This is a genomic window from Eggerthella sp. BIOML-A4 (assembly GCF_009875575.1).
Lineage (GTDB): Bacteria > Actinomycetota > Coriobacteriia > Coriobacteriales > Eggerthellaceae > Eggerthella > Eggerthella lenta.
The window spans coordinates 36,826-62,964 of record NZ_WWRX01000003.1 but is presented as its reverse complement, the minus strand read 5'-3'; the positions used below and the strand labels follow the sequence as shown (position 1 = coordinate 62,964).

Here is a 26,139-nt window from a genome sequence, read left to right as displayed (position 1 = left end):
CGTTGAACCTTCCTGACAGGTGGAACGGGGGCGCTAGCGCAAGAACAGGTACCACGCGACGATCGCGACCACGCCCACCGCGGCGAGCGCAAGCACGACCTTCTGCGCAAGCGGCATCGGGGCAGCTTTGAGATCGTCCATCGTGGTTTCCCGATAGCCCTCGTTCCCGGCCTTCTCGCGCTTCGGCCGCGCGTCCTCGTCGGTCGAGGAGCCGTTCGCCGCAGCGGGCTCGGGCTCGGGCGCCGGCTCCTCTTCGCACGGCGATGCGGGGGCGGGATCAGCGGGCCGCGTCGGGCGCGCTCCCGCCTGGATGACGACGTCGTCCTCGTCGTCGGGCGTCACGGTAATATGGGAAAACTTGGGTTCGCCTGCAACCACGGATCGTCCTTTCACGTCAATGCGATTATAGATGATTATCCTAGCGTATGCCCTCGTCCAAATAATATCCATCGGGCGCGAAGCGCTTGCGGTACGTCATGAAGCAGGCCGTCACGATGGCGACGGTGTTGGCGGCCGACAGCATGAGCATGACGACGATCTGGTACTTCGCCGCCGACAGAGGATCGGCTCCCGCCAGCAGCTGGCCGGTCATCATGCCGGGGAACGTCACGATGCCCGCCGCCGACATGTTCGCCAGCACAGGCGTCATGCCCGCCCCGATGGCGGCCTTGAGCGAAGGCGCGGCGGCCTCGCGCGGCGTGGCGCCCAGGGCCGTGAGAGAGAACATCTCGCTTGCGCGCGCATCGAGGTCCGAGAACAGCCTGTCGATGGCCACCGCCACCGCGGCCATGGCGTTTCCCATGATCATGCCCACGATGGGAACCACCTGCCGCGCGTGGAACCACGGGTCGGCGCGCACGACGCCCTCCACCACGATGAACCCGACGACCAACGACGACACGAACAGCGACACGAACACGGAGGGGACGAGCCCGGGTATGCGGCTCTTCACCCGCGACACGGCTATCTGGGTGGCGGCTATCACCATGGCGGCCAGCACGAGCGCGACGAGCCACCAGGTTTGGAACTCGAACAGGTACGTCAGCAGGAACCCCGCGGCCAAAAGCTGCATGAAGCAGCGCACCGACGACACGACGATGCGCCTCGTCTGGCCGAGCTCCAACTTCCACGATACGAGCCCGGCCACCAGCATGAGGGCGCTCGCGGAGAACAGCTCGACGTAGCCGATGTCGACGACGCCCCCGCTCACGAGCGCGTCCCTTCCCCGTCGGCGTCGGCGCGCGACGCGTACGACAGCGCCCCGTCGCGCAGCGAGAAGGTGCCGCAGGCCACGCCGTCGGCAGCGCGGTGTCGGATGCGCAGACAAGCCATGCGATCGTCGACGAGCGATTTGGTCAGGCGCCCCACCGCGCGAGCCGACTCGTCGTCGAGCGCGGCGTCCACCTCGTCGAGCAGCAGCACCCGGGGCCGCGTGGCGAACGCGCGCAGCAGCGCGACGCGCGCGGCTTGGCCGCCCGACAGCTGCGCCGCGTTGCGGCCGAGCTCCACGTCGTGCAAGTCCGCCGCCTCCAGCAGGCGCTCGAGATCGCCGTCGGCCGGCGGCGCCGAGCCCGCGTTCACGGAAAGCGTCCAGGGAAGCAGCAGGTTGTCGCGCACGGTGCCGCCGACGAGCGCCGGCTGCTGCGGCACAAGGCACACGCGGCGGCGCCATTGCACCGGCTCGAACGAGGAGGACGGCGCGCCGTCCAAGAACAGCTCCCCGCCGTCGCGCGCCAGCATGCGGGCGCACACGCGCAAAAGCGTGGACTTCCCCGACCCGGACGGCCCCACGAGGTCGTACACGCCGCCGGCTTCGAGCGAAAAGCTCGCGCCCGACAACAACGTCGTGCGCACGCCGGCGCGCAGGTAGGAGGCGGTTATGTCCTCGGCTTGGAAAAGGCTCATGGAACCATAGTAGCACCCGGGCCCCGCAACGCATAGGCTGCGGGGCCCGAAGCCCGCAGGGCGCGCGCCTACTGCACGCCCTCGATGTGCGGGATGCTGGCGAAGCCGACCTCCAGCTCCTCGTCGGTGGGAACATGGTCGCTCATCTCGCCGCGGTTGTAGGCGTCGTAGGCTTTCATATCGAAATACCCCGTGCCCGTGAGGCCGAACAGAATCGTCTTCTCCTCGCCCGTCTCGGCGCAGCGGCGAGCCTCCTCCATGGCCTGGAAGATGGCGTGCGCGCTCTCGGGGGCCGGCAGGATGGTTTCGAGGCGCGCGAACTCGACGGCGGCGGCGAACACGTCGGTCTGCTTCACGGCGACGGCATCCATGTAGCCGTCGTGCTTCAGCTTCGACACGATGGGGCTCATGCCGTGGTAGCGCAAGCCGCCGGCGTGGTCGGGGCTGGGCAGGAAGCCGTTGCCCAGCGTGTACATCTTGGCCATCGGGCAGGTGCGGCCCGTGTCGGCGAAATCGTAGGCGTAGCGCCCGCGCGTGAGCGAGGGGCAGCTGGCGGGCTCGACGGCCACGAAGCGCGTGTCGGGACGCACGCCCTTGATCTTGTCGCGCATGAAGGGAGCCACGAGGCCGGCCAGGTTCGAGCCGCCGCCCGCGCAGCCGATGACCACGTCGGGGTACTCGCCCAGCTCCTCGAAGGCGGCGTAGCTCTCCAAGCCGATGACCGACTGGTGCAGCACCACCTGGTTAAGCACCGACCCCAGCGTGTAGCGGCCCTTGTTGCCGGGAATGTTGAGCGCGCGTTCCACGGCCTCGGAGATGGCCGTGCCCAGCGAGCCCGAGGAGTCGGGATGTTCGGCGAGCATCTTGCGGCCGATCTCGGTGGTATCGGACGGCGAGGGCGTCACGTGCGCATCGAACGTCTCCATGATGTTGCGGCGGAACGGCTTCTGCTCGTAGGAGCACTTCACCATGAACACGTCCAGATTGAGCCCGAAATGCGCCGACGCCTCGGCGAGCGCCGTGCCCCACTGGCCCGCACCCGTCTCGGTGGTGATGCCGTCGAGATCCTGGGCCTTCGCGTAATAAGCCTGGGCGATGGCCGAGTTCAGCTTGTGCGAGCCGGACGTGTTGTTGCCCTCGAACTTGTAGTAGATCTTGGCGGGCGTGCCGAGGGCCTTCTCCAGGTTGTACGCGCGGCACAAGGGCGACGGGCGGTAGATGCGGTACATCTCCAGCACCGGTTCGGGGATGTCGACGTAGGCCGTGTCGTCGTCCAGCTCCTGGCGCACCAGCTCGTCGCAGAACACGGAAGCCAGATCCTCGGGGCGCGCGACCTGGCCGTTCGGCAGCCGGATGGGCTCCGGCTTCTCCGGCATGTCGGCCCGCAGGTTGTACCACTGCGTCGGGATCTGGTCTTCGCGCAGGTACAGACGATGCGGTGCTTGTTCGGTCATGGTCGTTTCCTTTCCAATCGGTCGGTCCCGCGGCTTGCCCGCCGCGGATGTTCGCAGTCGGCTTCGGTTCGTGCAGCTCGCACGAAAAGAGCCCCCGGATCTCCGAGGGCTCTTCTGATAAGTATGTGTGCGTGAACAGAAGCCAGGGGACCCGGGATTAATGCGTTCTGCTCCACCACCATGCGCCGATACCCGGCGTCGCGAGGACGCTGGCAGCGCAAACGATGTTGGCGACAGGTTGCAAAGGGGAGCCTTTCATGCTCGGTTTCCGGGTACGCCCGCCAGTATAGCGCGCCGCGCAGCGAAATGCAAAGCGCGATTTTGGCCCGAATGCGCCGATAATCGTGCCGCTTGCGCCCGCCTGTTGCGCTGCCGCAGGCGCCTTTGGGCGGTTTTTCGCGCCGCAGACGGCCGATATTTGTTTCCATGGGGTAAATTACCTGGTACACAGTGCTTTATTGCACTAGAGTATGTTGATACGCTTTTTTGCTAGCATGCGCGAAAGCGTCAGCAAAGTCGCACGACTCGCTGGAGGGCCCCGTTCGACGCGGGGTGCGAGGGAAGGAGAACGACAAATGGAAGAAAGCAAGAACACGTTCAGCAGACGCCAGTTCGTCGAGCTGCTCGGCGTGTCTGCCGCAGGTTTCGGCCTGGTGAGCATGGCGGGCTGCAGCGGCGGCGACACGAGCGCGCCGGCTGCGAGCGGCGGCGACACGACGGGCGGCGGCGCGGCCGACGCCATCACGTACAGCCTCACGGCCGATCCGCGCGCGCTCGACCCGGCGTACTTCGACGACGGCGAGTCCGCAGTGGTCAGCTGCAACATCCACGAAGGCCTGTACCAGTACGGCGCCAAGGATGCGAAGGTCGCCCCGTGCCTGGCAGTCGATCTGCCCGAGATCTCGGACGACGGCAAGGTGTACACCATCAAGCTGCGCGAAGGCGTCAAGTTCCACGACGGCGCCGAGTTCAACGCGGAAGCCGTGAAGAAGTCCATCGAGCGTCAGCTCGAGCCCAACCGCAACTCCGACATGCCCTATGCGTCGTTCGTGTTCGGCGAGAAGGAGGCGGGCAACGGCGTCGAAACCGTCGAGGCCGTCGATCCCACCACCGTGAAGATCACCCTGCGCGCCGCGTCCACCCCGTTCCTGAAGAACCTGGCCATGGCGCTGGCCTCCCCCATCGTGTCCCCTGCGGCAATCGATGCCGCCACCCCCGGCCAGCCCATCGCCGAGCCCAAGGGCACGGGTCCCTACAAGTTCGTCGACTGGACGAAGGGCGCTTCGGTCACCCTCGTGGCTAACGACGAGTACTGGGGAGAAGCCCCGAAGGTCAAGAACCTCGTGTTCAAGATCATCGCCGAGGGCAACACGCGCCTGACCTCGCTCATGAACGGCGAGTGCGACATCATCTCGAGCGTCGACCCCTCGTCGGCCGACCAGGTGACCAGCAACGGCTTCGAGCTGTTCTCCGAGGACGGCATGACCATCAACTACATGGCGTTCAACACCGAGACCGGCCAGTGCACCGACCAGGAAGTGCGCAAGGCCGTCGCCCAGGCCATCAACGTCGAAGAGATGGTGCAGGCCATCTACGGCGACTACGCCACCGTGGCCAACTCGGTCATGCCCACCTGGATGGCCCCGTACGCCAAGGACGTCAAGCAGACGGCGTACGACCCCGAGGCCGCCAAGAAGACCCTGGCCGACAAGGGCATCACCTCGCTGCAGTGCATCACGTACACCACCGCGCGCCCCTACAACCAGAAGGGCGGCAGCCAGCTGGCCAACATGATCCAAGGCTACCTGTCCGAGGTAGGCGTCGACGTGAGCATCACCGAGTACGACTGGACCACCTACAAGACCAAGGTGCAGACCGATCCCTACGACATCTGCTTCTACGGCTGGACGGGCGACAACGGCGATCCGGACAACTTCATGAACCTCTTGGCCGACACGAACTGGTCCATGAACGTGGCGCACTTCCAGGACGACGAGTACAAGGCCCTCATCGCTCAGGGCGTCGACACGCCCGACGGCGATGAACGCGACGCCATCTACCTCAAGTGCGAGGAGATGGTTGCCGAGAAGCAGCCGTGGGTGCTGATCTCCCACTCCAAGAACCTGCTGGGCATCAACCCGAAGGTCAAGGACTTCTACTACCATCCGACGGGCGTTGCCTTCTTCAAGGGCGTATCCAAGGAAGCGTAAGCCTCTCGCTTCGCGCGGACGGGGCCGCTCGGCGTCGAGCGGCCCCTTTTTTGGGTTCTATTACCGCTCGGCATGGCGTTCTTGCCGTCAAACGAGAGCAAGTGCGCTACACTGTCATGCGATCTTTTTCGATCCACGACTGCACGTTCGGGCGAAACCGGACGCGCGCTCGAAGCCGAAGGCACTGCCTCCGGCTTCATTCCTGTTCGCTCGGCGCCGACACGCCGCCCGGACGGATCCCGGTAAAGAAAGGAGCAGCAGTTGCTCAAATACATCCTCAAACGAATCCTCATGGTGATTCCCGTTTTGCTGGGTGTGACAGTCATCATCTTTCTCATCACACGCGTGTTGGCCCCGGACCCGGCTCCGGTGGTTCTGGGCGAGCACGCAACGACCGAGGCGATGGCGGCATGGCGCGCCGACAACGGGCTGGACGATCCCATCTGGCTGCAGTACATCAACTTCATCGTCGGCGCGCTCCAAGGCAATCTGGGCACGTCGTACTACACCCACCAGCCGGTCACGGCCGAGATCGCGGCGCGTTTCCCCGCCACCGCCGAGCTGGCTATCTGCGCCATCATCGTGGCGTCGATCGTCGGCGTGGCCTTGGGCGTGCTGGCGGCAGTGAAGAAGAACAAGGCGGCCGACAACGTGAGCATGCTCATCGCGCTCGTCGGCGTATCGATGCCCATCTTCTGGTCGGGCATCCTGCTTATCCTGCTGTTCTCGGGCATCCTGCACTGGCTGCCGTCGAGCGGCCGCGTGTCGCCCCTCCTGCAACCGTCGGGAGGAACCGGATTCTTCATTCTCGACACCATCATGCAGGGCAACTGGGCCGGCCTCGCCGACGTGCTGGTGCACCTCATCCTGCCCACGTTGGCGCTGTCGCTGTACTCCATGGCCATCATCACGCGCATGACGCGCTCCAGCATGCTGGAGACGCTGAACGCCGACTACATCCGCACCGCGCGCGCCAAAGGCCTGTCGAAGGGCTCCGTCAACATCAAGCACGCGCTGCGCAACGCCATGCTGCCCGTGTCCACGGTCATCGGCCTGCAGTTCGGAAGCCTCTTGGGCGGCGCGCTGCTCACCGAGACGGTGTTCGCATGGCCCGGCATCGGCAAGTTCGCCGTCGACTGCGTGCTGAAGAGCGACTTCCCCGTCGTCCAGGGCATCGTGCTTCTGGTGGCGGTCATCTTCGTCATCATGAACCTCGTCGTCGACATCGTGTACGCCTACCTCGATCCCCGCATCAAGTACGGCGCGAAGGAAGAGGGGTGATCCGCATGGCGAAGAACAAGCTGCTCGCCACGGAGCCGGCCGGCGATGCCGCGCTGCTGAACGGCCAACCGGTCAAGGAGAAGCACGAGAGCATCTGGAAAGACGTGTTCGCGGGCATCGTGTCCAACAAGGCGTCGCTCGTCAGCGGCATCTTCATCCTGATCCTGGCCGCCATCGCCATCGTCACGAAGCTGGCGCCCGGCATCCTGCCCTACGACCCGTACGCGCAGAACCTCGGCGAATCGCTGCTGGGGCCCTCGGCGCAGCACTGGTTCGGCACCGACATCCAGGGCCGCGACATCTTCTGCCGCGTGCTCGTGGGCACGCAGATCACGCTGACCGTGGGCCTGGCCGCCGTGGCCATCTCGCTCACCGTGGGCGTCATCCTGGGCTCCATCGCCGGCTACAAGGGCGGCAAGTGGGACACCGTCATCATGCGCATCATGGACATGATGCTGGCCATCCCCTCCATCCTTCTGGCCATCGCCATCATGGCGGCGCTCGGGCCCGGCATCGAAAAGGCGGTCGTGGCCATCGGATTGGTGGCCATCCCCGAATACGCGCGCATCGTGCGCTCCGAGATCCTCTCCATCAAGGAGAACGATTACGTGGCCGCCGCGCGCGTCATCGGCGATTCCAACTTCAAGATCGTGTTCAAGCACGTGCTTCCCAACGTGCTGCCGTCCATCATCGTCCGCGCCACGCTGGGCATCTCCACGGCCATCCTCGACGCAGCCGCCCTCGGCTTCCTCGGCTTGGGCGTGCAGCCGCCTGCCGCCGAATGGGGCGACATGCTGGGCCGCGGGCGCAACGAGCTGTTCCGCGCGCCTTGGCTCATGATATTCCCCGGCCTGGCCATCACGCTGACCGTGCTCGCGTTCAACCTCCTGGGCGACGGCGTGCGCGACGGTCTCGACCCCAAAGCAAGGAAGAGGTGATCCCGTGCTTCTTTCGGTGAAGAACCTCTCAACGGAGTTCCCCGTCAAGAAGGGCATCGTCCGCGCCGTCGAAGACGTGAGCTTCGACGTGGATCAAGGCGAGATCCTGGCGATCGTGGGCGAGTCGGGTTCCGGCAAGTCCGTGACCAGCCTGTCCATCATGGGTCTTTTGGCCGAGCCGGGACACGTGGCCGGCGGCTCCCTGGAGTTCGAAGGCAAGGACCTCGCAACCCTGTCCGAGAAGCAGTACCGCGAACTGCGCGGCAACGACATGGCGATGATCTTCCAGGAGCCCATGACCTCGCTCAACCCGGTGTACCGCGTGGGCAACCAGATCGTGGAGGCCATCCGCACCCACGAGAAAGTGTCGAAGGCCGAGGCGAAGGACCGTGCCGTCGACCTGTTGCGCAAAGTGGGCATCCCCAGCCCCGAGGCACGCATCAACGACTACCCGCACCAGATGTCGGGCGGCATGCGCCAGCGCGTGATGATCGCCATGGCGCTGGCCTGCAACCCGAAGCTGCTCATCGCCGACGAGCCGACGACGGCCCTCGACGTGACCATCCAGGCGCAAATCCTCGATCTGCTGCGCCGCCTGCGCGACGACACGGGCATGGCCGTGCTGCTGATCACGCACGATCTGGGCGTGGTGTCGGAGACGGCCGACCGCGTGGTGGTCATGTACTGCGGCCAGGTGGTGGAGGAAGCCGAGGTGCGCACGCTGTTCGACCACCCGATGCACCCCTACACGCTGGGCCTGCTGAAGTCCATCCCCCGCCTGGAGGACGACGATTCGAAGCGCCTGTACATGATCAAGGGCATGGTGCCGAACCCGTTGGAGATGCCGCCGGGCTGCCATTTCTCAGACCGCTGCGACTCCTGCATGGACATCTGCCGCACGAAGGTTCCCGAGCTTGTGGACGTCGACGGCCATAAGGTGCGCTGCTTCCTGTACGAGAGCGCCGACGGAGAAGTGAAGAGCGAGGAAGCCATCGCCCGAGCCGAGGCCGAGGCGCTGGCCGACGTCGAAGCGGCGCGCGAGGTGGAGACCGCCGAGGCGCTGTTGGCTGCCGAAGATCTGCGCGAGGCGGAGATCGAGGAGATCGAGAAGGAAGAGGAGGCGAGCCGATGAGCGAGAACACCGCGAGCAACGCGACCGCGTCCGCGCAAGCGGGCGCGGTCGAGCAGGACATCCTGCTCGACGTCCAGCACCTCACGAAGCGTTTCGCCGCAGACACGAACTTCTTCGGCAAGGCGACCTCCTACGTGCAGGCCGTGGACGACGTGAGCTTCCAAATCCGCAAGGGAGAGGCGTTCGGCCTGGTGGGCGAATCGGGCTGCGGCAAAACCACCGTAGGCAAGATGCTGGTGAACCTGCTGAAGCCCACGTCGGGCAAAATCGTCTTCGACGGCAAAGAGCTGACGGCGATGAAGCCGGCCGAGCGCAAGCAGTACTGCAAAGACATCCAGCTGATCTTCCAGGATCCCTACGCGTCGCTCAACCCGCGCATGCGCATCGGCGACATCATCGCCGAGCCCATCATCACGAACAACATCCTGCCGAAAGACCAGGTGGAGGATCGCGTGAACGAGCTGTTAGAGCGCGTGGGCCTGGCGAACTACATGCGCAACCGCTATCCCCACGAGTTCTCGGGCGGCCAGCGCCAGCGCGTGGGCATCGCGCGCGCCCTGGCCGTGAACCCGAAGCTCATCGTGTGCGACGAGCCCGTGTCGGCGCTGGACGTGTCCATCCAGGCGCAGGTGCTGAACCTGCTGGACGAGCTGAAAGAGCAGTTCGGCCTGACGTACCTGTTCATCGCGCACGGCCTGAACGTGGTGAAGCACGTGTCCGACCGCGTGGGCGTCATGTACCTGGGCAAGATGATGGAGATCGCCCCCAAGAACGCGCTGTACGCCGACCCGCTGTCGCCGTACACGCAGGCGCTGCTGTCGGCCATCCCGTCGGTCGACCCCGCCGCCAAGAAGGAGCGCATCATCCTGGAAGGCGACGTGCCCTCGCCCATCGACCCGCCGCCGGGCTGCCGCTTCGCCAGCCGCTGCTTCGCGAAGGTGAACGGCTGCGACGAGATCATGCCTCCTTTGGTCGAGGTGAAGCCCGATCATTGCGTGGCCTGCCACCGCTACGACAAAGGCGGCCCCGGGACGGCCGTGATCTGACAACGAGAACCTCGCCGCCCCCGCGCGATCGAACCGCCTCCCATTTCTCGGACATGAGAAATGGGAGGCTTTTTCATGTCCGGGCGCTTTTTTGCGAAAGCACGTCAAGAGCGCGTCAACAGCTGGCGAAGGCCGGGGGTCACGGGGAACTCAAAGGCGCGCTTCGTGCGGACGCACTTCAAAAACCCAAGGTCGACGAGACCGTACAGGTCGGCACGCGCCGTGGCGTAAGCGACCTTGTGGGTTTTCTGATGCGACTCGATGCGAAACACCGCCTCAGGATTGCTGAGGGCCATCTGCAGCACGGAGCGCTGCCGATGATTGACGTCTACGTCGTTTCGCAGCGCGCGCACGAACGCCTCATCACGTTTGAGCATGCGTTTGAGCTCCGCTTCGACCTCGTCCAGCTTCTTGCGCACCAAACCCGTCGCCACGTCGATGTGGATGGTGTAGTCGACCTCGCCGTCAACGAGGACGGCGGCGTCTTTCACCAGCGACATGACGGCGGGCGGGCGAAGGATGCCGCTTTCCCAGGCGCCCATAGGCTTCACGATGGGCACGTACGCCAACACGGGCCGTTCCGTCTTCCTGAACAACAGCTTCATCATGAGCGAGCACACGGCGCCGTTCCAATCCGGCAGCGGGTGCACGCTCATGAACAGGTGGCGGACGCCCAAGGCCAGCAACAGCGGATGCTCGGCATACGTTTCGCTGTTCTCCTCGATGATCTTCGACACGAGCGCGAGCGCCGCAGAGCGATCGAGCGGCTTGCGCTTCCACAAGCGGGAACCCTGTCGCGACGAACGGGTGACCTGGCGCTCCACGCCGCGCGAAACCCGTTCGTACACCTCGAGGACGATCTCGGGCGTGCAAGGCCTTCCGGCAAGCTCCTCAAGATGCCAGGCGGTTCGATGCCAGTTCAAAAGGAGGCGCTCTTCCGAGGTTTCCGGGTCGCGCTCGGAAAGCAGCACCTCGCGCGCCTTCTCGTAACCGATGGACAAACCGTCCTCTTTCAGCGTCGCAACGGCCTCGTCCACGTGCGCCTCTACCAGAAAGTACGTGGCGTTGCGCGAACGCACGGCCAAATCGAGCCACGACCCTGCATGGCAGCGCTTGTCGATATCGTCGAGGTTCGCCACGATCGAGCGCGTGGGATAGTACCAACCGCGCCGCCCTTCCCCATCGCGAAACGGCAGTTCGACGGCCGTCTGGCGCCGCAGCGCGTTGAGGATGTCCCACGTCTGCTCGCGCGAGACGCCCTCCGGCATAGCAAGCATTTCGAACTCTTCGCGCGTCAGCGGACGCTCGTCCGCCAACACGCGCAGGCCGCAGAACACCGGATCCTTCAAAAGCGAGATCATCTGCCGCACCGTCGCATCGGACATGGCGGCCGTCTTCGTCTCCACCAGATCGCCCCTCCTCGATTTGATAGATTTTGATAGTTCATGATACGTGCTTCTCGTTCGAATGCCAACAAGGGAACGGACAACGGTGGCAAGAGGTTTGAACTGGTATTTCTTCGGGGATTCCCCGCTTTTCGCACTTCGGGAAAGCCTCAGATAACTATCAATTTTCCAGATATTGACAGTTAAATCGATGGCCGCGTACCCTTTTCGCCAGGCGCAAGCCGAAAGGGAGGAACAATCGACAACATCATGAAAGGGAGTGGGATCATGAGCGATGGAAAGCGCATGACGCGAAGGGGATTCGTAGGAGCGGCGCTCGCCGGCACTATGGGCGTTGCGGCGTCCTCGTTCTTGGCCGGATGCAGCGCACCGACGTCCTCGAGCGATTCGCAGGAGTGGGATCAGGAAGCCGATGTCGTGGTGGTGGGAGCAGGCGGGGCCGGACTCGCGGCCGCCATCGAAGCCGCGAACGCGGGTGCGAGCGTGCTGCTGCTCGAGAAGGCCAGCGCCGTCGGAGGCGACTCCGCGCTGAGCGACGGCATCTTGGGCGGCTGGGGCACCAAACTGGCGAAAGAGCAGGGCATCGACGCCGACGCCGACGACGTGTACCGCTGGTTCACGCGTCATCCCGAATGGTACGGACCGAAGGATCCCGCCATCGCGCGCGTGCTGGCCGACAAGAGCGGAGAGACGATCGATTGGCTGCAGGAGATGGGCGTGCCTTTCCTGAAGGAAGTAGGGCCGCTGTTCGGGTACACCGAACTGCCGGTCATCCACCATGTCGATGGCAAGGGCGCCGAGATGGTGCGCGTGCTCGCCGAGACGGCCGAAAAAGCCGGCGTGGGCACGCTCACCGACACCTCGGCAACGAAGCTGGTCGCCGACGCCGACGGACGCGTCATCGGCGTGGAGGCGGTTCAGAAGAAGAACCCCGTGCGCATCAAGGCGAACAAAGGCGTGGTCATGGCAACGGGCAGCTTCGCCGGAAGCACGGCCATGATCGGCCAGATGAACGCCGAATGCGCCAACCTGCTGCCGGGCTCGAACCCCGGAGCCACGGGCGACGGCCTGGTCATGGCCATGGAGCTGGGCGCCTACACCACACGCGTCTCGGACATGCCGCTGATGAGCTCGTTGGCAGGCCTTGAATCGGGCAGCATCGTCAACATCAACTACGGGATGCGCCTGCCGGGGCTCTGGCTCGATGCCGAAGGCCAGCGCTTCTTCGACGAATCGACCCCCTACGAAAACCCCAACGGGCACCGCGCCATCGTGCGCAAGCAGAACGAGCAGGGATCGCCGGTCATCGCGTTGCTGGGAACCACGCCCGAGCTGGACGCCATGCAGGCCACGTACCCGCTGAAATGGGCCACCGCCGACACCGTAGAGGAAGTCGCCGGCATGGTAGGCCTCGACGGCGCGAAGGCGAAGGCCACCGTCGAGCGCTATAACGGCTTCTGCGAAGCGGGCAAGGACGAGGACTGCGGAACTCCCGCCGACAAGATGGTGCCCATGACCGGCCCCTTCTACGCAGCTCCTATCGCCGTGAGCACCTCGGTCACCGTCGGCGGCTTCAAGACGAACGAGCAGGCTCAGGCCCTCAGGCTCGCCTTGGCTTCCAGCGGCTCGCTGACCGAACCGATCCCCGGCCTGTACGCCGCCGGCGTGGTATGCGAGTGGAACTGCGCCGCCGGAGCCACGGTGCTCAGCGCGATGACGCTCGGCCGCATCGCGGGTCGAAGCGCCGCTGCGGAGGCCTCCGCAGCCTAGCGGCATCGGACAATCGCCCCCTCCCCTTCGAGAGGCCTGCCTGCTTGGGCGGGCCTCTCGCCCCGCATGAGCGCCTTGGGCTTAACCGGTGTGCAACGATTCTCCGGATCGTCGGCGAACCCTGACGACGATGCGACCTGTTCGCGCTATCATAGACGTCGACACACGAACTCGCGCTCGACGGCCGATTATCGGTATCGAGCTCATCCGGAAAGGCGGCATTGCATGGACCTTGCTCCCGAGCAGAAGCTGCACGGATTCACCGTGCGCACGCGCGAAGAACTTCCCGAGATCGACGGCACGGCGTACGTGCTCGACCACGACAAGAGCGGCGCGCAGCTGCTGTACCTGCGAAACGACGACAACAACAAGGCGTTCTCCATCGCGTTCAAGACGCCGCCCGCCGACGACACGGGCGTGTTCCACATCCTGGAGCACTCGGTGCTGTGCGGCTCGGACAAGTTTCCCGTCAAGGAGCCGTTCGTCGACCTGCTGAAAAGCTCGATGCAGACGTTTCTGAACGCCATGACCTTCCCCGACAAGACGATGTATCCGGTGGCCAGCACGAACGACCAGGACTTGCTGAACCTCGCCGACGTGTACCTCGACGCGGTGCTGCACCCGGCCATCTACCGTAAACGCGCCATCTTCGAACAGGAGGGCTGGCACTACGAGCTGGGCGGCGACACGGAAGCCGAAGCGGGCGACTCCGTTGCAGGCGACGCCGTGGCCGCCACGGAAGCCGCCGACGGGTCTGCGCGCCTCGTGCTGAACGGCGTGGTGTACAACGAGATGAAGGGCGCGCTGTCCGATCCGAATTCGGTGCTGTACGACGAGCTGCAGGCGGCGCTGTTCCCCGACACGGCCTACCGCTTCGAGTCGGGCGGCACGCCGCGCGCCATCCCCGACCTCACCTACGAGCAGTTCCTGGAGGAGCACCGCCGCCACTACCGCCTGGACAACAGCTACCTCACGTTGTACGGCGATCTCGACCTGGACGGCATGCTGGCCTTCCTCAACGAACGCTACCTGTCCCCCGTCGCCGACGAGCAGGCGGCCGCGACGGGCATCGGCTCCGAGGGCGCGCCTCTCGGCCCCCACGAGCTGCGCGAGCAGGCGCCCGTACGCGCGCTGGGCGTGAAGAGGAACATGGCTACCGCGCCCGAGAACGCGTGCGCCGGGCTGGGCTACGTCATCGGCAACGCGTGCGAGCGCACGCGCATGACGGCCGTGGACATCCTCATCGACGCCATCGCAGGCTCGAACGAGGCGCCGCTCAAGCGCGCCCTGCTGGACGCGGGGCTGGCGGCCGACGCTACGGCGTTCTTCGCCGACTCGCTGCTGCAGCCGTTCGCGGTCATCCAGCTGCGCGGACTGGAGGAAGGCGGTGCCGAGCGTTTCCGCCCGGTCGTGGAGGAAACGCTGCGCAAGCTGGCCGACGGAGGGCTCGACCGCACGCTCGTGGAGGCGTCGCTGTCGCGCGCCGAGTTCGTCATGCGCGAGCGCGAGTACGGCATGCCCGACGGCGTAGCGCTGGCGATGAGCTCGCTGGCGGGCTGGCTGTACGACGACGATGCGGCCACGTCCTACCTCAAGTACGAGGACGACTTCGCGTTTCTGCGCAAAGCGCTGGACGAGGGGTATTTCGAGCGGCTGATCCGCGAGGTGTTCCTGGACAGCGACCATATGGCCGAGGTGGAGATCGTGCCGGTCGACGGCGACGAGGACGCCTACGAGGAGGAGCGCCTGGCCGCCGTCGAAGCCGCCATGACTCCCGAGGACTACGTTCGCGTGGCCGACGAGGAGGCCGCGCTGCGCCGCTTGCAGGAGGAGCCCGACTCGCCCGAAGCTTTGGCCGTGCTGCCGCGCCTGTCGGTAGCCGACATAAAGGACGCTCCCGAGGAGCCCGCGTACGGCCCGGTAGAAGACGCGTCTGTTCCTACGCTGCGCCACGACGTTCCCACGCGCGGCATCGCCTACGCCTACCGCTACTTCGACCTCGACCGCGTCGCGTTCGACGAACTTCCTTACGTGGCCGTTCTGGGCCTCGTGCTGGGCAAGCTGGGAACCGCACGACATACCGCCTCCGAGCTGGACACGCTCGTCAACGGCAAGCTGGGCAACCTCACGTTCTTCGCCGAGATTTACGAGAGCGAGACCGACCCCGCTGCCCTGGCTCCGAAGTTCGTCGTCAGCTCCAGCGCTCTGACCGAGAACGTGCGCGAGCTGGCCGAGCTGCCCCGCGAGATCATGCTGGAGACCGACTTCTCCGACACGGGCAAGATCAAGGACGTGCTGCAGCAGCGCCGCATCGGCATGGAGCAGGGCTTCGCGAACGCGGGGCACGCCAGCGCCATGGCGCACCTGGCCTCGTACTACCTGCCGGCCGGCGTGGTGCGCGAGCAGCTGGGCGGCGTCGGGTTCTACCGCTTCCTCAAGCAGCTGCTGGCCTCGTTCGACGAGCGCGCCGAAGAGGTGTCCGCGCGCCTGGCCGACCTCGCCGCGCGCCTGTTCGCCGACGACGCTCTGACGCTGAGCTTCACCGGCACGGACGGCGACTACGAGCGCTTCCTGGCCGCAGGCGCCGCGCTCGGCCGCACGCGCCCCGCTGACGGCGTGCGCTTGATCGCGCCCGACCCCGTGGCGCTCAATGAGGCGTTCATCGTGCCCACCGACGTGTGCTATGCGGCCCAGGGCTTCGACCGCCGCGCCTTCGACGCGGGCTACACGGGCGCCTGGCAGGTGGCCGCGCGGGCGCTTTCCTACGACTACCTGTGGAACGAGGTGCGCGTGAAGGGCGGCGCGTACGGGGCGGGCTTCCAGACGGCGCGCACCGGCAATCTGCGCTTCTACTCGTATCGCGACCCGCACCTCGACGACACGCTGGCCCACTTCGCCAGGGCTTCCGAGTGGTTGGCCAAGTTCGACCCCGCCGCCGAGGCGATGGAAGGCTACGTGGTGAGCACCGTGGCCGGGTTCGACACCCCGCTCAAGGCGCGCGCCCTCGTGCGGCGCCAGGACGGCGACTTCTTCGGCGGACGCACGCCCGAGAGCCGTGCCGCCACGCGCGCCCAGATGATCGACGCGGACGCCGCTGCGCTGCGCGCGCTGGCCGGGCCCATCGCCGAAGCCGTCGCGATGAACGCCGTGTGCGTGTTCGGCAGCAAGGACATCATCGAGGCGTCCGATGCCGGCCTTGCGGTTATCGACCTGCTGAACGAGTAGGCCCGCGACGTAAACAGAGCGCTTCGACCGCGGCCCCGACGCAGACGCCGGGGCCGCCTCGCGCCCAGCCCCTTTCGCACGCAACCGCGACAGCGCGTCACGGCGATCACGGACCGAGGCCGGAATGGCAACAATGCATCGAATTCGGAATACGCGCGGGGGTCGAAAGCGCGAATAGCGGCCCTGCTATGGTGTCGCGCATTTTGCGACCAGGCATTCCGTCGAAAGGAACCCCTCGGGCTCTCCGCAACGCAGCCCTGAGAGTTCCGAATTCGATGCATTATCGCCACCCGAACCCCTGCCGGATGCTCGCACGCCGGCCTTTGCCTGGCAAGCCCTGAAAATCGTACTTCCGAAGCACACGTCCTCGCGCTTGAGCTAGAATAAGCGGTTGGAACCGAGTGCGTGCGAAGCGATTGGATCCGGGGGTCGTCCCGGCCGTTGACGGCCGAGGCGGACGCGCCTGTCGCCGAGCATGCGGCCGCGCTTGACCGAGCGCCGCAATAATGATAGTAATACAGTATCAAATAGACGAGAAGAATACGGAGAGCTGCTGTTATGCTGGAACTCAAGAACCTCACCTTCGAGGTGCCGCTTGCGGACGGATCGAAGGAAACGAAGCGCATCATCGACGATCTGTCGCTCACCATCCCCGACGGCCGCTTCACGGTTATCACCGGCCCGAACGGCGGGGGCAAGTCGACGCTGGCCAAGCTCATCATGGGCGTCGAGCGCGCGACGAGCGGCCAGATCCTGCTGGACGGCGAGGACATCACCGACCTGTCCATCTCCGAGCGCGCCAAGAAGGGCATCGGCTACGGTTTCCAACAGCCCGCACGCTTCAAGGGCATGAAGGTGAAGAAGCTGCTGGACATCGCGGCCGGCAAGAAGCTGCCGATGCTCGCGTGCAACGAGTACCTGGCGAAGGTGGGCCTGTGCTCGGCCAGCTACCTCACGCGCGAGGTGGACAAGAACCTGTCCGGCGGCGAGGTGAAGCGCATCGAGATCGCCACCATCCTCGCGCGCGACCCGAAGCTGGCCATCTACGACGAGCCCGAGGCGGGCATCGACCTGTGGAGCTTCGACCGCCTGACCGAGACGTTCCGCGACATCCACGAGGCGCGCGACGGCCGCTCCATCGTGATCATCTCGCACCAGGAGCGCATCATCCAGCTGGCCGACGAGATCGTGCTTCTGCGCGACGGCAAGGTTGCCGAGACGGGCACGCCCGAGGAGCTCATGCCGAAGCTGGGCTTCGTGGCGAAGGGCATCCCCGGCTGCCAGCTGAGCACCCCCACCGAGCTGCACCTCACGGAGATCGCCACCACCTGCTAACCCGCCCACGCCGCGCTGCGAATGTTTCACGTGAAACATTCGTTCGCGTTCACGCACGCGGCAGCTGCACGAAGCCGCCGCTTTGAACCAGAAGGAGGCCATCATGGCTGTTGATCTTTCCCCCATCGACGAGAGCCTGCTCGCCGAGATCGCCAACATACACGGCATGCCGAAAGGCGCGTTCAACATCCGCAAGGACGGCGAGCTCGTCGAGCGCCACTCCTCGGCGAACATCGAGATCGCCACGAAGACGGACAACCCCGGCATCGACATCCGCATCAAGGCCGGCACGAAGGGCGAGACGGTGTACATCCCGGTCATCGTCACGCAGGCGGGCCTGAAGGACGTCGTGTACAACACGTTCTACATCGAGGACGACTGCGACGTGACCATCATCGCCGGCTGCGGCATCCACAACGAGAGCCACCAGGCCTCCGAGCATGACGGCATCCATACCTTCTACTGCGGCAAGAACAGCCGCGTGAAGTACGTGGAGAAGCACTACGGTGAAGGCACCGGCACCGGCGAGCGCATCCTCAACCCCGTGACCAACGTGATCATGGACGAGAATTCCAGCTGCGAGATGGAGCTCACACAGCTGCGCGGCGTGTCGTCCACCGTGCGCGACACGAACGCCGAGCTGGGCGCGGGCGCGAAGCTGGTGCTGACCGAGAAGCTGCTGACCCACGACGACCAGGTGGCCACCTCGAACATGAAGGTGGAGCTCAAGGGCGACGATTCCAGCGTGCAGGTAATCTCGCGCTCGGTGGCGCAGGACAACTCCAAGCAGATCTTCAACCCGCTGGTCATCGGCGAGGCGCAGTGCCGCGGCCACGTGCAGTGCGACGCCATCCTCATGGGCACGGCGAAGGTGACCGCCATCCCCGGCATCGAGGCCGCCCACGAGGACGCCCTGCTGGTGCACGAGGCCGCCATCGGCAAGATCGCCGGCGACCAGATCACGAAGCTCATGACCCTGGGGCTGACCGAAGAGGAAGCCGAGCAGGAGATCCTCGAGGACTTCCTGAACTAGCCGGTTCCGTCGGCCTCGCGGCCGACGGAACGACCCGGCACTGCGAAGGCCCCCGGCATCCGGCCTTGCCCCTTGTGCGCCGCTCGGCGCGTACCGAAGTACGCTTGGCAGCGCAGCGGGACAACTCCGAACGCCGGGGGCCTTCTCGCTGCCTTGCTGCGCCAACCCGCGAGGCGTTGTTCTCCCTCCAAATGCCGCGCGGATGTTTCACGTGAAACATTTGTTTGCTCGAACGAGTGTTTCACGTGAAACACTCTGACGAAGCGCTACGACGCGGAGCGGCGGAGCGGGTTGCTACGCGTCGTAGCGCTGCACGAAGTGGAGGATGACGGCGGCGCTCGTGGGGGTACAGCGCTCGCCTTCCAGCTTGCGATCGCACGTGGGGATGCCGCGGGCGATGATGGCGGCGGTGGCCGGCGCGGGGATGGGCAGCTCGCCGTGGGCGCATCGCACGGTGCCGCTGCCGGTCTGCACGCGGGTGGCCGCGATCTCGTCCGGGTCGAGCGCCTCCACGGCCAGGCAGATAGCGAGCACGTTGCGCAGCGCCTCGCCGTTGCCCACTTCGTGGAAGTGCGTCTCCTCCACCGCACAGCCGTGCGCCGTCGCCTCGGCCTCGGCGAGGATGCGGTAGACGGCGCGCATGTCGTCCTTCGCCCGCTCGCTCGCATCGAGCGCATCGATGGTGGCGTTCACCTCGCCCAGGTCGTGATGATGCCCGTCGGGCACGCCGGCCGCTTCGGCGGCCTCCAGCACCTGCGCGCGCCGCTCTTCGGGCAGTTGCAGCAACGCCTCGGCCAGCAGGTGCCGCCGCGTGGCGTTCTCTTCCAAGTTCCAAACCAACGTCGTCATGCCGTCCTCGCTTTCACATGGTTGATCATATGGGCCTGGTAGCCCGCGCCGAAGCCGTTGTCGATGTTGACGACGGACACGCCCGAGGCGCACGAGTTCAGCATGGCCAGCAGGGCCGCGACGCCGCCGAAGCTGGCGCCGTAGCCCACGCTCGTGGGCACGGCGATCACCGGGCACGACGCGAGACCGCCCACCACGCTGGCCAGCGCGCCCTCCATGCCCGCCACCGCCACCACGACGCTGGCCCGCGCGATGTCGTCGGCATGCGCCAGCAAGCGATGGATGCCGGCCACGCCCACGTCGTACAGGCGCACCGCTTCGTTGCCCAGCATCTCGGCCGTCACGGCGGCTTCCTCCGCCACCGGAAGGTCGCTCGTGCCGGCGGCGGCTATCACGATAGGCCCGTTGCCGTCGGGCTCGGGCGCCTCGCCCAGGATGCCGAGACGCGGTCCTTGGCGGTAAGCGAACGCGAGAGGGCACGCGCCTTCCAGGGCACGTTCGACCGCGGCGGCCTTCTCGGCGTCGAGCCGGGTGACCAGCACGCGCTCCTGCCCGTTCTCCACGAGCGCGCGGCACACGCCCGCTATCTGCTCGGCCGTCTTGCCCGCACCGTACACCACCTCCGACACGCCCTGGCGCATGCCGCGATGGTTGTCCACCGTCGCGTAGCCCAGCTCCGTGAACGGGGCGATGCGCAGCGCCTGCTCGGCCTCGTCGACGGCGGTCTCGCCCGCCGCGACGCGCTCGAGCAGCTCGCGCAGTTGTCGTTGCTCCATGTTCAACCTCCGTCATGATACCGATCGTCGACCATTGAACCACTTGGAGCGCACTCCAAGTCAAGCGCTTCTCCTTCCCCGTCATAAAGAAAGCCCCGGACGCACGATGTCGGCGTTCCAGGGCTTTCGAACGTTCGGGAGGATCTCGGCTCTAAGCAGCGACGTCTCCAGGCTGCACGGCGTTCTCGCCCGCGTTCACCTCGTCGCCGGCACCCGTGCCTTCGTCGGCAGGAGCAGCGTCCCCGTCAGCGTTCTCGCCTTCGCTCTCGTCTTTCGGCTCCTTCGAAGCAACGGTCGCGCCCGCGTCCGTGGACTTGGTGGCGCCGGCAGTCAGCGGCGTGGACGAAAGGTCGAGCGCGGTACCCAGCCACTTCGTCTCGATGACGCCGATGGTGCCGTTGCCGGTCAGCGTGGCGAGGGCTTCGGAGACCGCTTGCTTGAGATCGGTGTTCGCATCCGACACGCCCACGCCGTAGCCGCCCGCCTGCTGCATGAGCGCCACGATATGCACGTCGTCGCCCGCGCTGTGCGCCGCGTACGTCCCGATGATGGCATCGGCCGCCACGTACTGCACCTGGCCCGAGGCCAGCTCGGCGAACGCGCTCTTGAGGTCGTCGGTCGTGGAGAAGGTTGCCTTGTCGAATTCGTTCGTCACCGCCCAAGCGCTCTTCGACGACACCTGCGCGGCGATCTTCGTCTCGACGACGTTCGTGGGAACCTGCGTGTTGGACGGCGCGGAGAACAACGCCACGGCCGTAGGCAGGTACGCGTCAGACTTCCAGAACGAGGTGCTGCTGTCGGACTTGTCGATGCCCATGACGATGTCGACCGTTCCCTCTTTGAGGGCCGATTCGGCATCCGATCCCACGTTGACGACCTCAAGCTTCAGCCCGAAGCTGTCAGCCAGCGCCGCCGCCACGTCCACGTCGATGCCGACGATTTTGGACGAGGAGGAAGGCTGTCCCGCCAGGGGCTGGTTGTCGGTGTTCACACCGACGCGCAGCGTACCGTCCTTGCCGATGGTCGGCGAGGACAGCGTGGGCGTCTTCTCGGGGGGAGTGTAGCTCTGCTGCGATGAGCAGCCCGTCAGAACGACGAGCAGGGCCGCCATGCACGCGACCGCCATGCAGCAGGACGCGAGCGTTTTATAACGCTTCATAACCGGTGAGCCTCCATCTAGCTTGATGTTCATGCTGCCTCTTTCGACTGACCTAGTCTTTGCCCCCACACTCGCGCACTGGAACTCAGCTTGCGCCTTGCCCTCTCGCCCGTCGCAACCGGATGTCGCGATACTCAGGCGGTGCGGCTTACCTCTAGGATACGCCATGATCGTCGCGCGGAGACCGCGCGGCTTACGTGGGTCCTTTCGACCGCATCTGCCGTGGACTGAGGTTGAAAAACCCGCAACTACAGACTCGAAAGAAGCGTCACTCAGTGTACCAGATCATGAAAACACCTGAAAGCCGAGCCGCACAATCCGCGAGAAACGCGCGGACGCCGCCGAAAAGGCTCCAGGCGGGCACGCCGTCCGAACGCCGGACACGATGAGGGGACGCCGCTCCTTCGAGGCTCCGCGCGTCGAAAGGCCTGCAAGGCCCTGTGAAGCGCGCATGCTTTCGCGACGCCGGCCAGGCCTGCGGCGCACATGCGAGAAGCGCGCGAGAAACGAGGGGAAAGCGCGTGGAAACGACGCTGGATCGGCGTGGAATCCGCGCGAGAACGGCGGGTGCCGGACATGAGAGCGCCGTGTGCGGCGCGTGGAAGGCTCCGTGCTATCCTCGTAGGATGACGATCGCCCGCACAACCCTCGCCCTCGCCCCCGCACGCCCGACCGCACGGGAAGCAGGCGCATGCCCGCGCGTTCCCCGCCGCGAGCGTCTGCTGAGGACGGTGGGCCTCTACGGGCGCGGAGCCGCCGAGGCCATCGCCGAGACGCTGTGGCCCACGCGCTGCGCCGTATGCGACACCCCGGGCGAGGTGCTGTGCGCGCCTTGCAGCCTCAACCTGAGCCATATCGACTGGTGGCGCGCCTGCCCGCGCTGCGGCGCGCCGTTCGGCCGCGTGCAGTGCAGCGAGTGCAACGACGTGCTGATGAGCGTTGCCGGACGCGACGAGCCGCCCTTCGACGCCTGCGCGAGCGCCGTCGCCTTCGACGATGCCGCCGCCCGCATCGTGCGCACTTGGAAGGATGCCGGCGAGCGGCGATTGGCAGGCGCCATGGCGACGCTCATGGCGCCGATGGCGCCGCCCTCCTGGCTCGCCGACCATCCCTGCATCGTGCCGGTGCCCGCCACCGCCGCCGCCCGCAGACGGCGCGGCTTCGACCACGGCGAGGAGCTGGCTCAGGCGCTGGCCGACCGCCTGGGCCTCGCCGTCGCGCCCGTGCTCGCCCGCCCCCGCAGCCGCGACCAGCGCGCCCTCGCGCGCCGCGACAGATTGGCGAATATGGAAGGCCGCTTCATCCCGCTGCCCGGCGCAAGCGCCTTCCCCTCGGTCATCCTGGTCGACGACGTGTACACCACCGGCGCCACGCTGTTCGCCGCGACCGACGCCGTCCGCGTCGCCGGAGCCGCCACCGTCCGCTGCCTCACCTTCGCCCGCGTGTGGTAACCCCCCCCGACTCGCAAGCACATCGGCGCCGTCGGAAGCCATCCTCGCCCGAAAAACACGCCTCATGCATCGAGGCGTGTTTTTCGGGCGAGGATGCAGACGTGCGCCAACCGGGCGCAAAAAAGCGACGGGCCCGGAGGCCCGCCGCTTTCGCATATCGACTTGACACCGCGTGCTACATGGTGCGCTCACGCTGCTTTTGGGGCGCGGCGCTTGCCGCGTCGGAAAGCTCGGCCACGTCCACCGAGATGCTGTGCTTGATGGGCTTCCAGTTGCACTTCTTCACGAGCGCGACCAGCGCGATGGGGATATAGGTCATCATGAACACGGGGAACGTGAACATGTACAGAACCTTCTTGCCCGTGGTGGAGCGGATGGAGTCCCATTCCACGAACGTGGTCAGCACGCCGAACATGAACATGAAGATGAAGTAGTTCAGCAGGCAGAACAGGATGGACGACAGCGAGGAGGCAACCATGATGCCCGTGGACATGGCTCCGGTGAGGCTGAGGAACACGATGATGGCGTTGAACAGCACCGACACGATGGTAAGCAGCATGCCCGGCGCGATGGTCATGAGCATGTCGTAGCAAGCGAAGCGCGCGCCCTTGGGGTTCACGGCGATGCCTTTCGCCAGGCGGGCACCGTAGTGCCAGAACACCTGGTAGAAGCCCTTCGCCCAGCGGAAGCGCTGGTTCCACGAGTCGCGGAACGTGATGGGCTGCTCATCGTAGAGGATGGCCGTGGGCGTGTAGCTGATGCGCGTGCCCTCGAGAATGCTGTTCGCAGAGAACTCGATGTCCTCGGTGAGCAGGTGCCACTTCCAACCGCCGTTCTTCTCGATGATGTCGGCGGCTATGAAGAAGCCCGTGCCCGACACGGCGCAACTGGTGTTCAGCGTGAGACGCGCCTGGTTCAGGAACTTCGCCTCGCGCAGGAACCACACGGCGTAGCCCGCGGATATCCAGTTGGAGTCGTAGTTCTTGGAGTTTCGATAGCTGGTCGAGGCCTTCGCTCCGTTGTCGAAGGTCTTGTTCATCTCGCGGAAGTAGTTCACATCCAGCACGTTGTCGGCGTCGAACACGAAGTACGCCTCGTAGCCCTTGTCGGCGTAGCGCTCGCGAATGCACTGGAAGCCGTAGTCGAGCGCGTAGCCCTTGCCAACTTCCTTGTCGTTGCTGCGGGGAAAGACGATGGCGCCTGCCTCGCGGGCCACGCGCGCGGTGTCGTCCGTGCAGTTGTCGGCGATAACGAACACGTCGATGAGCTCGGACGGATAGTTCTGCACCTTGATGGAGTGGATGAGGTCGCCGATGACGGCGCTCTCGTTGCGAGCCGAGATGACCGCGGCGAACTTGTGGTTCTTCTTCGCCGTGAGCTCCTTGGGCTTGCGCGTCAGCACCACGAACACGTAGTAGAGCTGATACGTGTAGCAGATCGTGAACGTGAGAAACACGCAGAAGTTGAATATGTCAACGAACGAGATCTGCGAAAAAAACTGGTCCAGCACCTTTGCTCCTTTGTCGGGCCGCGAACGCTCCTTGCGGCCGTGCCATCGCGCACCCGTCCTGCGGGTCGCGCTCCGCCCCCCTGGTGTTGTTCGGTTTCGTCTGAGGGTTGTGCGGAACGCCGCCTGTTCGCCGCTGCGGCGCTCTGGCTGTAACGCGTTCCAAGCTGGACAGATTATAGCGGGTGAGCAGCCGTTCGGGGCAACAACGAGTCCGTTCGTTACCGTTTCTTCCGAATTCGAGGTCATAAATCACCGGTATTCACAAAGGTTCTGCATACGAACTTCATAACTAGGTCGGTTCGGCTATGATAATCTGAGAGATCGAGAATCGCACGTTCCCTTATATGTCAATGGAGGCATACCCTTGAACCACGATATCAAAGACATCGCCCTGGCCGACGAGGGCCTCGCCCGCATCCTGTGGGCGGACCGCGACATGCCCGTGCTGGCGTCCATCCGCGAGCGCTTCGAGCGCGAGAAGCCCTTGGACGGCGTGCGCATCGGCGCCTGCATGCACGTGACCACCGAGACGGCGAACCTCATGCGCGCGCTCTCGGCCTCCGGCGCGAAGGTGACGCTGTGCGCCTCCAACCCGCTGTCCACCCAGGACGACACGGCCGCCTCTCTCGTGCGCGACTTCGGCATCGACGTGTTCGCCATCGCCGGCGAGGACGCCGACACCTACAACCGCCACATCGAGGCCGTCATCGCCTGCGACCCGCAGATCGTCATGGACGACGGCGCCGACCTCGACACCGCGCTGCACACCAAGTTCACCGACAAGCTGGCGCACGTGGTGGGCGGCACCGAGGAGACCACGACGGGCGTCGTGCGCCTCATGTCCATGGCCGCCGAGGGGACGCTCGCCTACCCCGTGTTCAACATCAACGACGCGAACACGAAGCACTGCTTCGACAACCACTACGGCACGGGCCAGTCCACGCTCGACGGCATCGTGCGCGCCACGAACCGCCTCCTGTGCGGCCGCACCATCGTGATCTCGGGCTACGGCTACTGCGGCAGCGGCCTGGCCCTGCGCGCGAAGGGCATGGGCATGCGCGTCATCGTGTGCGAGGTCGACCCGCTCAAGGCGCTCGAGGCGCACATGGAGGGCTACGAGGTGATGCCCGCGGCCGAGGCGGCGCGCTTCGCCGACGTGTGGGTGACCGTGACCGGCAACTGCAAGGTGGTGGACGGCCCGGCGTTCGAGAACATGAAGGACGGCGCCATCGTGTGCAACTCCGGCCACTTCGACTCCGAGATCAACCTTGAGTGGCTGGAAGACCACGCCACGAAGAAAGAGGAGATCAAGCCGCTGGTGGAAGAGTACACGCTGCCGGACGGCCGCACGGTGATCGTGCTGGCGCAGGGCCGCCTCGTGAACCTGTCGTGCGCCGAGGGTCACCCCGCGTCCGTGATGGACATGAGCTTCGCGAACCAGGCGCTGGCCGCCGAGTACCTGTACCTCCACGCCGGCGAGCTGGAGAACAAGGTGTACGACGTGCCCGCCGCCATCGATACGCACGTGGCGCGCGTGAAGCTGGAAACGCTGGGCATCGAGATCGACACGCTCACCGAGGAGCAGATCAAGTACATGAGCTCCTGGAACTTCGAGACGCTGTAGGATCAGACGAGGGATCGCCCTTTCCTGCAGGTAAA

The 26,139-nt window shown here is 65.7% G+C and carries 20 protein-coding genes; 11 read left to right on the top strand and 9 right to left on the bottom strand.

The window, feature by feature from the left end:
- Positions 1-33: 33 nt before the first annotated feature.
- From GT613_RS03275 to GT613_RS03260, 4 genes are all read right to left on the bottom strand, one after another.
- A complete protein-coding gene (locus GT613_RS03275) occupies positions 34-378 on the bottom strand; it encodes a hypothetical protein (RefSeq protein ID WP_009304651.1) in 345 nt (114 codons plus the stop codon).
- Positions 379-418: 40 nt separating this feature from the next.
- Positions 419-1,210: an iron export ABC transporter permease subunit FetB gene (gene fetB, locus GT613_RS03270; protein WP_009304652.1), complete on the bottom strand. Its 792-nt coding sequence runs from the start codon at positions 1,208-1,210 to the stop codon at positions 419-421.
- On the bottom strand, positions 1,207-1,905 hold the full coding sequence (locus tag GT613_RS03265; protein WP_009608316.1) for an ATP-binding cassette domain-containing protein: 699 nt from the start codon (positions 1,903-1,905) through the stop codon (positions 1,207-1,209). Before GT613_RS03265 ends, fetB begins: the two co-directional genes overlap by 4 nt.
- 68 nt (positions 1,906-1,973) lie before the next feature.
- Entirely contained in the window at positions 1,974-3,359 is a 1,386-nt protein-coding gene (locus tag GT613_RS03260; protein ID WP_009304655.1) for a TrpB-like pyridoxal phosphate-dependent enzyme, read from the bottom strand.
- 575 nt (positions 3,360-3,934) lie between these two features.
- Between GT613_RS03260 and GT613_RS03255 the strand changes: the two genes are divergently transcribed.
- The 5 genes from GT613_RS03255 (at position 3,935) to GT613_RS03235 (ending at position 9,966) form a co-directional block, all read left to right on the top strand.
- A complete protein-coding gene (locus tag GT613_RS03255; RefSeq protein ID WP_009304656.1) occupies positions 3,935-5,569 on the top strand; it encodes an ABC transporter substrate-binding protein in 1,635 nt (544 codons plus the stop codon).
- Positions 5,570-5,830: 261 nt separating this feature from the next.
- Complete coding sequence (locus tag GT613_RS03250) at positions 5,831-6,850, top strand: ABC transporter permease (protein WP_009304657.1); 1,020 nt, start codon at positions 5,831-5,833, stop codon at positions 6,848-6,850.
- Positions 6,851-6,855: 5 nt separating this feature from the next.
- Entirely contained in the window at positions 6,856-7,788 is a 933-nt protein-coding gene (gene nikC / locus GT613_RS03245) for a nickel transporter permease (protein WP_015760477.1), read from the top strand.
- 4 nt (positions 7,789-7,792) lie between these two features.
- Positions 7,793-8,920 (top strand): ABC transporter ATP-binding protein, encoded by a 1,128-nt coding sequence (locus tag GT613_RS15740; protein ID WP_009304659.1) that lies wholly within the window; start codon positions 7,793-7,795, stop codon positions 8,918-8,920.
- Entirely contained in the window at positions 8,917-9,966 is a 1,050-nt protein-coding gene (locus GT613_RS03235; protein ID WP_009304660.1) for an ABC transporter ATP-binding protein, read from the top strand. Before GT613_RS15740 ends, GT613_RS03235 begins: the two co-directional genes overlap by 4 nt.
- Before the next feature lie 104 nt (positions 9,967-10,070).
- Here the strand turns inward: GT613_RS03235 and GT613_RS03230 are convergent, their stop codons facing one another.
- Positions 10,071-11,372 (bottom strand): Fic family protein, encoded by a 1,302-nt coding sequence (locus tag GT613_RS03230; protein ID WP_021410291.1) that lies wholly within the window; start codon positions 11,370-11,372, stop codon positions 10,071-10,073.
- 267 nt (positions 11,373-11,639) lie between these two features.
- On the opposite strand from GT613_RS03230, the gene GT613_RS03225 reads away from it, so the two are divergent.
- The 4 genes from GT613_RS03225 to GT613_RS03210 all read left to right on the top strand — a co-directional run bounded on the left by GT613_RS03225 (position 11,640) and on the right by GT613_RS03210 (position 18,735).
- Complete coding sequence (locus GT613_RS03225; protein WP_009304662.1) at positions 11,640-13,142, top strand: FAD-dependent oxidoreductase; 1,503 nt, start codon at positions 11,640-11,642, stop codon at positions 13,140-13,142.
- 225 nt (positions 13,143-13,367) lie between these two features.
- A complete protein-coding gene (locus tag GT613_RS03220; protein ID WP_009304663.1) occupies positions 13,368-16,367 on the top strand; it encodes an insulinase family protein in 3,000 nt (999 codons plus the stop codon).
- A 558-nt stretch (positions 16,368-16,925) separates the two neighbouring features.
- Positions 16,926-17,702: an ABC transporter ATP-binding protein gene (locus GT613_RS03215; RefSeq protein ID WP_009304664.1), complete on the top strand. Its 777-nt coding sequence runs from the start codon at positions 16,926-16,928 to the stop codon at positions 17,700-17,702.
- Positions 17,703-17,805: 103 nt separating this feature from the next.
- The gene (locus GT613_RS03210) at positions 17,806-18,735 is read left to right on the top strand and encodes a SufD family Fe-S cluster assembly protein (RefSeq protein ID WP_009304665.1); all 930 of its coding nucleotides are present in this window, start codon (positions 17,806-17,808) and stop codon (positions 18,733-18,735) included.
- A gap of 294 nt (positions 18,736-19,029) precedes the next feature.
- Here the strand turns inward: GT613_RS03210 and larC are convergent, their stop codons facing one another.
- The 3 genes from larC to GT613_RS03195 form a co-directional block, all read right to left on the bottom strand.
- Complete coding sequence (gene larC, locus GT613_RS03205) at positions 19,030-19,584, bottom strand: nickel insertion protein (protein ID WP_009304666.1); 555 nt, start codon at positions 19,582-19,584, stop codon at positions 19,030-19,032.
- Complete coding sequence (larB, locus tag GT613_RS03200; RefSeq protein WP_009304667.1) at positions 19,581-20,360, bottom strand: nickel pincer cofactor biosynthesis protein LarB; 780 nt, start codon at positions 20,358-20,360, stop codon at positions 19,581-19,583. Before larB ends, larC begins: the two co-directional genes overlap by 4 nt.
- A gap of 151 nt (positions 20,361-20,511) precedes the next feature.
- Positions 20,512-21,519 (bottom strand): ABC transporter substrate-binding protein, encoded by a 1,008-nt coding sequence (locus tag GT613_RS03195; RefSeq protein WP_015760471.1) that lies wholly within the window; start codon positions 21,517-21,519, stop codon positions 20,512-20,514.
- A gap of 521 nt (positions 21,520-22,040) precedes the next feature.
- Between GT613_RS03195 and GT613_RS03190 the strand changes: the two genes are divergently transcribed.
- Positions 22,041-22,970 (top strand): phosphoribosyltransferase family protein, encoded by a 930-nt coding sequence (locus GT613_RS03190; RefSeq protein ID WP_227101219.1) that lies wholly within the window; start codon positions 22,041-22,043, stop codon positions 22,968-22,970.
- A gap of 175 nt (positions 22,971-23,145) precedes the next feature.
- On the opposite strand, the gene GT613_RS03185 is transcribed toward GT613_RS03190, so the two are convergent.
- A complete protein-coding gene (locus GT613_RS03185) occupies positions 23,146-24,480 on the bottom strand; it encodes a glycosyltransferase family 2 protein (protein WP_009304670.1) in 1,335 nt (444 codons plus the stop codon).
- A 364-nt stretch (positions 24,481-24,844) separates the two neighbouring features.
- On the opposite strand from GT613_RS03185, the gene ahcY reads away from it, so the two are divergent.
- Positions 24,845-26,104, top strand: coding sequence for an adenosylhomocysteinase (ahcY, locus tag GT613_RS03180; protein ID WP_009304671.1), 1,260 nt, complete (start codon positions 24,845-24,847; stop codon positions 26,102-26,104).
- Positions 26,105-26,139: the final 35 nt, after the last annotated feature.

Coding starts and splice junctions, on each gene's coding strand:
- GT613_RS03265 (WP_009608316.1), bottom strand. CDS start 1,905: ATGAGCCTTTTCCAAGCCGAGGACATAACCGCCTCCTACCTGCGCGCC.
- GT613_RS03260 (WP_009304655.1), bottom strand. CDS start 3,359: ATGACCGAACAAGCACCGCATCGTCTGTACCTGCGCGAAGACCAGATC.
- GT613_RS03255 (WP_009304656.1), top strand. CDS start 3,935: ATGGAAGAAAGCAAGAACACGTTCAGCAGACGCCAGTTCGTCGAGCTG.
- nikC (WP_015760477.1), top strand. CDS start 6,856: ATGGCGAAGAACAAGCTGCTCGCCACGGAGCCGGCCGGCGATGCCGCG.
- GT613_RS03235 (WP_009304660.1), top strand. CDS start 8,917: ATGAGCGAGAACACCGCGAGCAACGCGACCGCGTCCGCGCAAGCGGGC.
- GT613_RS03225 (WP_009304662.1), top strand. CDS start 11,640: ATGAGCGATGGAAAGCGCATGACGCGAAGGGGATTCGTAGGAGCGGCG.
- GT613_RS03220 (WP_009304663.1), top strand. CDS start 13,368: ATGGACCTTGCTCCCGAGCAGAAGCTGCACGGATTCACCGTGCGCACG.
- GT613_RS03215 (WP_009304664.1), top strand. CDS start 16,926: ATGCTGGAACTCAAGAACCTCACCTTCGAGGTGCCGCTTGCGGACGGA.
- GT613_RS03210 (WP_009304665.1), top strand. CDS start 17,806: ATGGCTGTTGATCTTTCCCCCATCGACGAGAGCCTGCTCGCCGAGATC.
- larC (WP_009304666.1), bottom strand. CDS start 19,584: ATGACGACGTTGGTTTGGAACTTGGAAGAGAACGCCACGCGGCGGCAC.
- larB (WP_009304667.1), bottom strand. CDS start 20,360: ATGGAGCAACGACAACTGCGCGAGCTGCTCGAGCGCGTCGCGGCGGGC.
- GT613_RS03195 (WP_015760471.1), bottom strand. CDS start 21,519: ATGAAGCGTTATAAAACGCTCGCGTCCTGCTGCATGGCGGTCGCGTGC.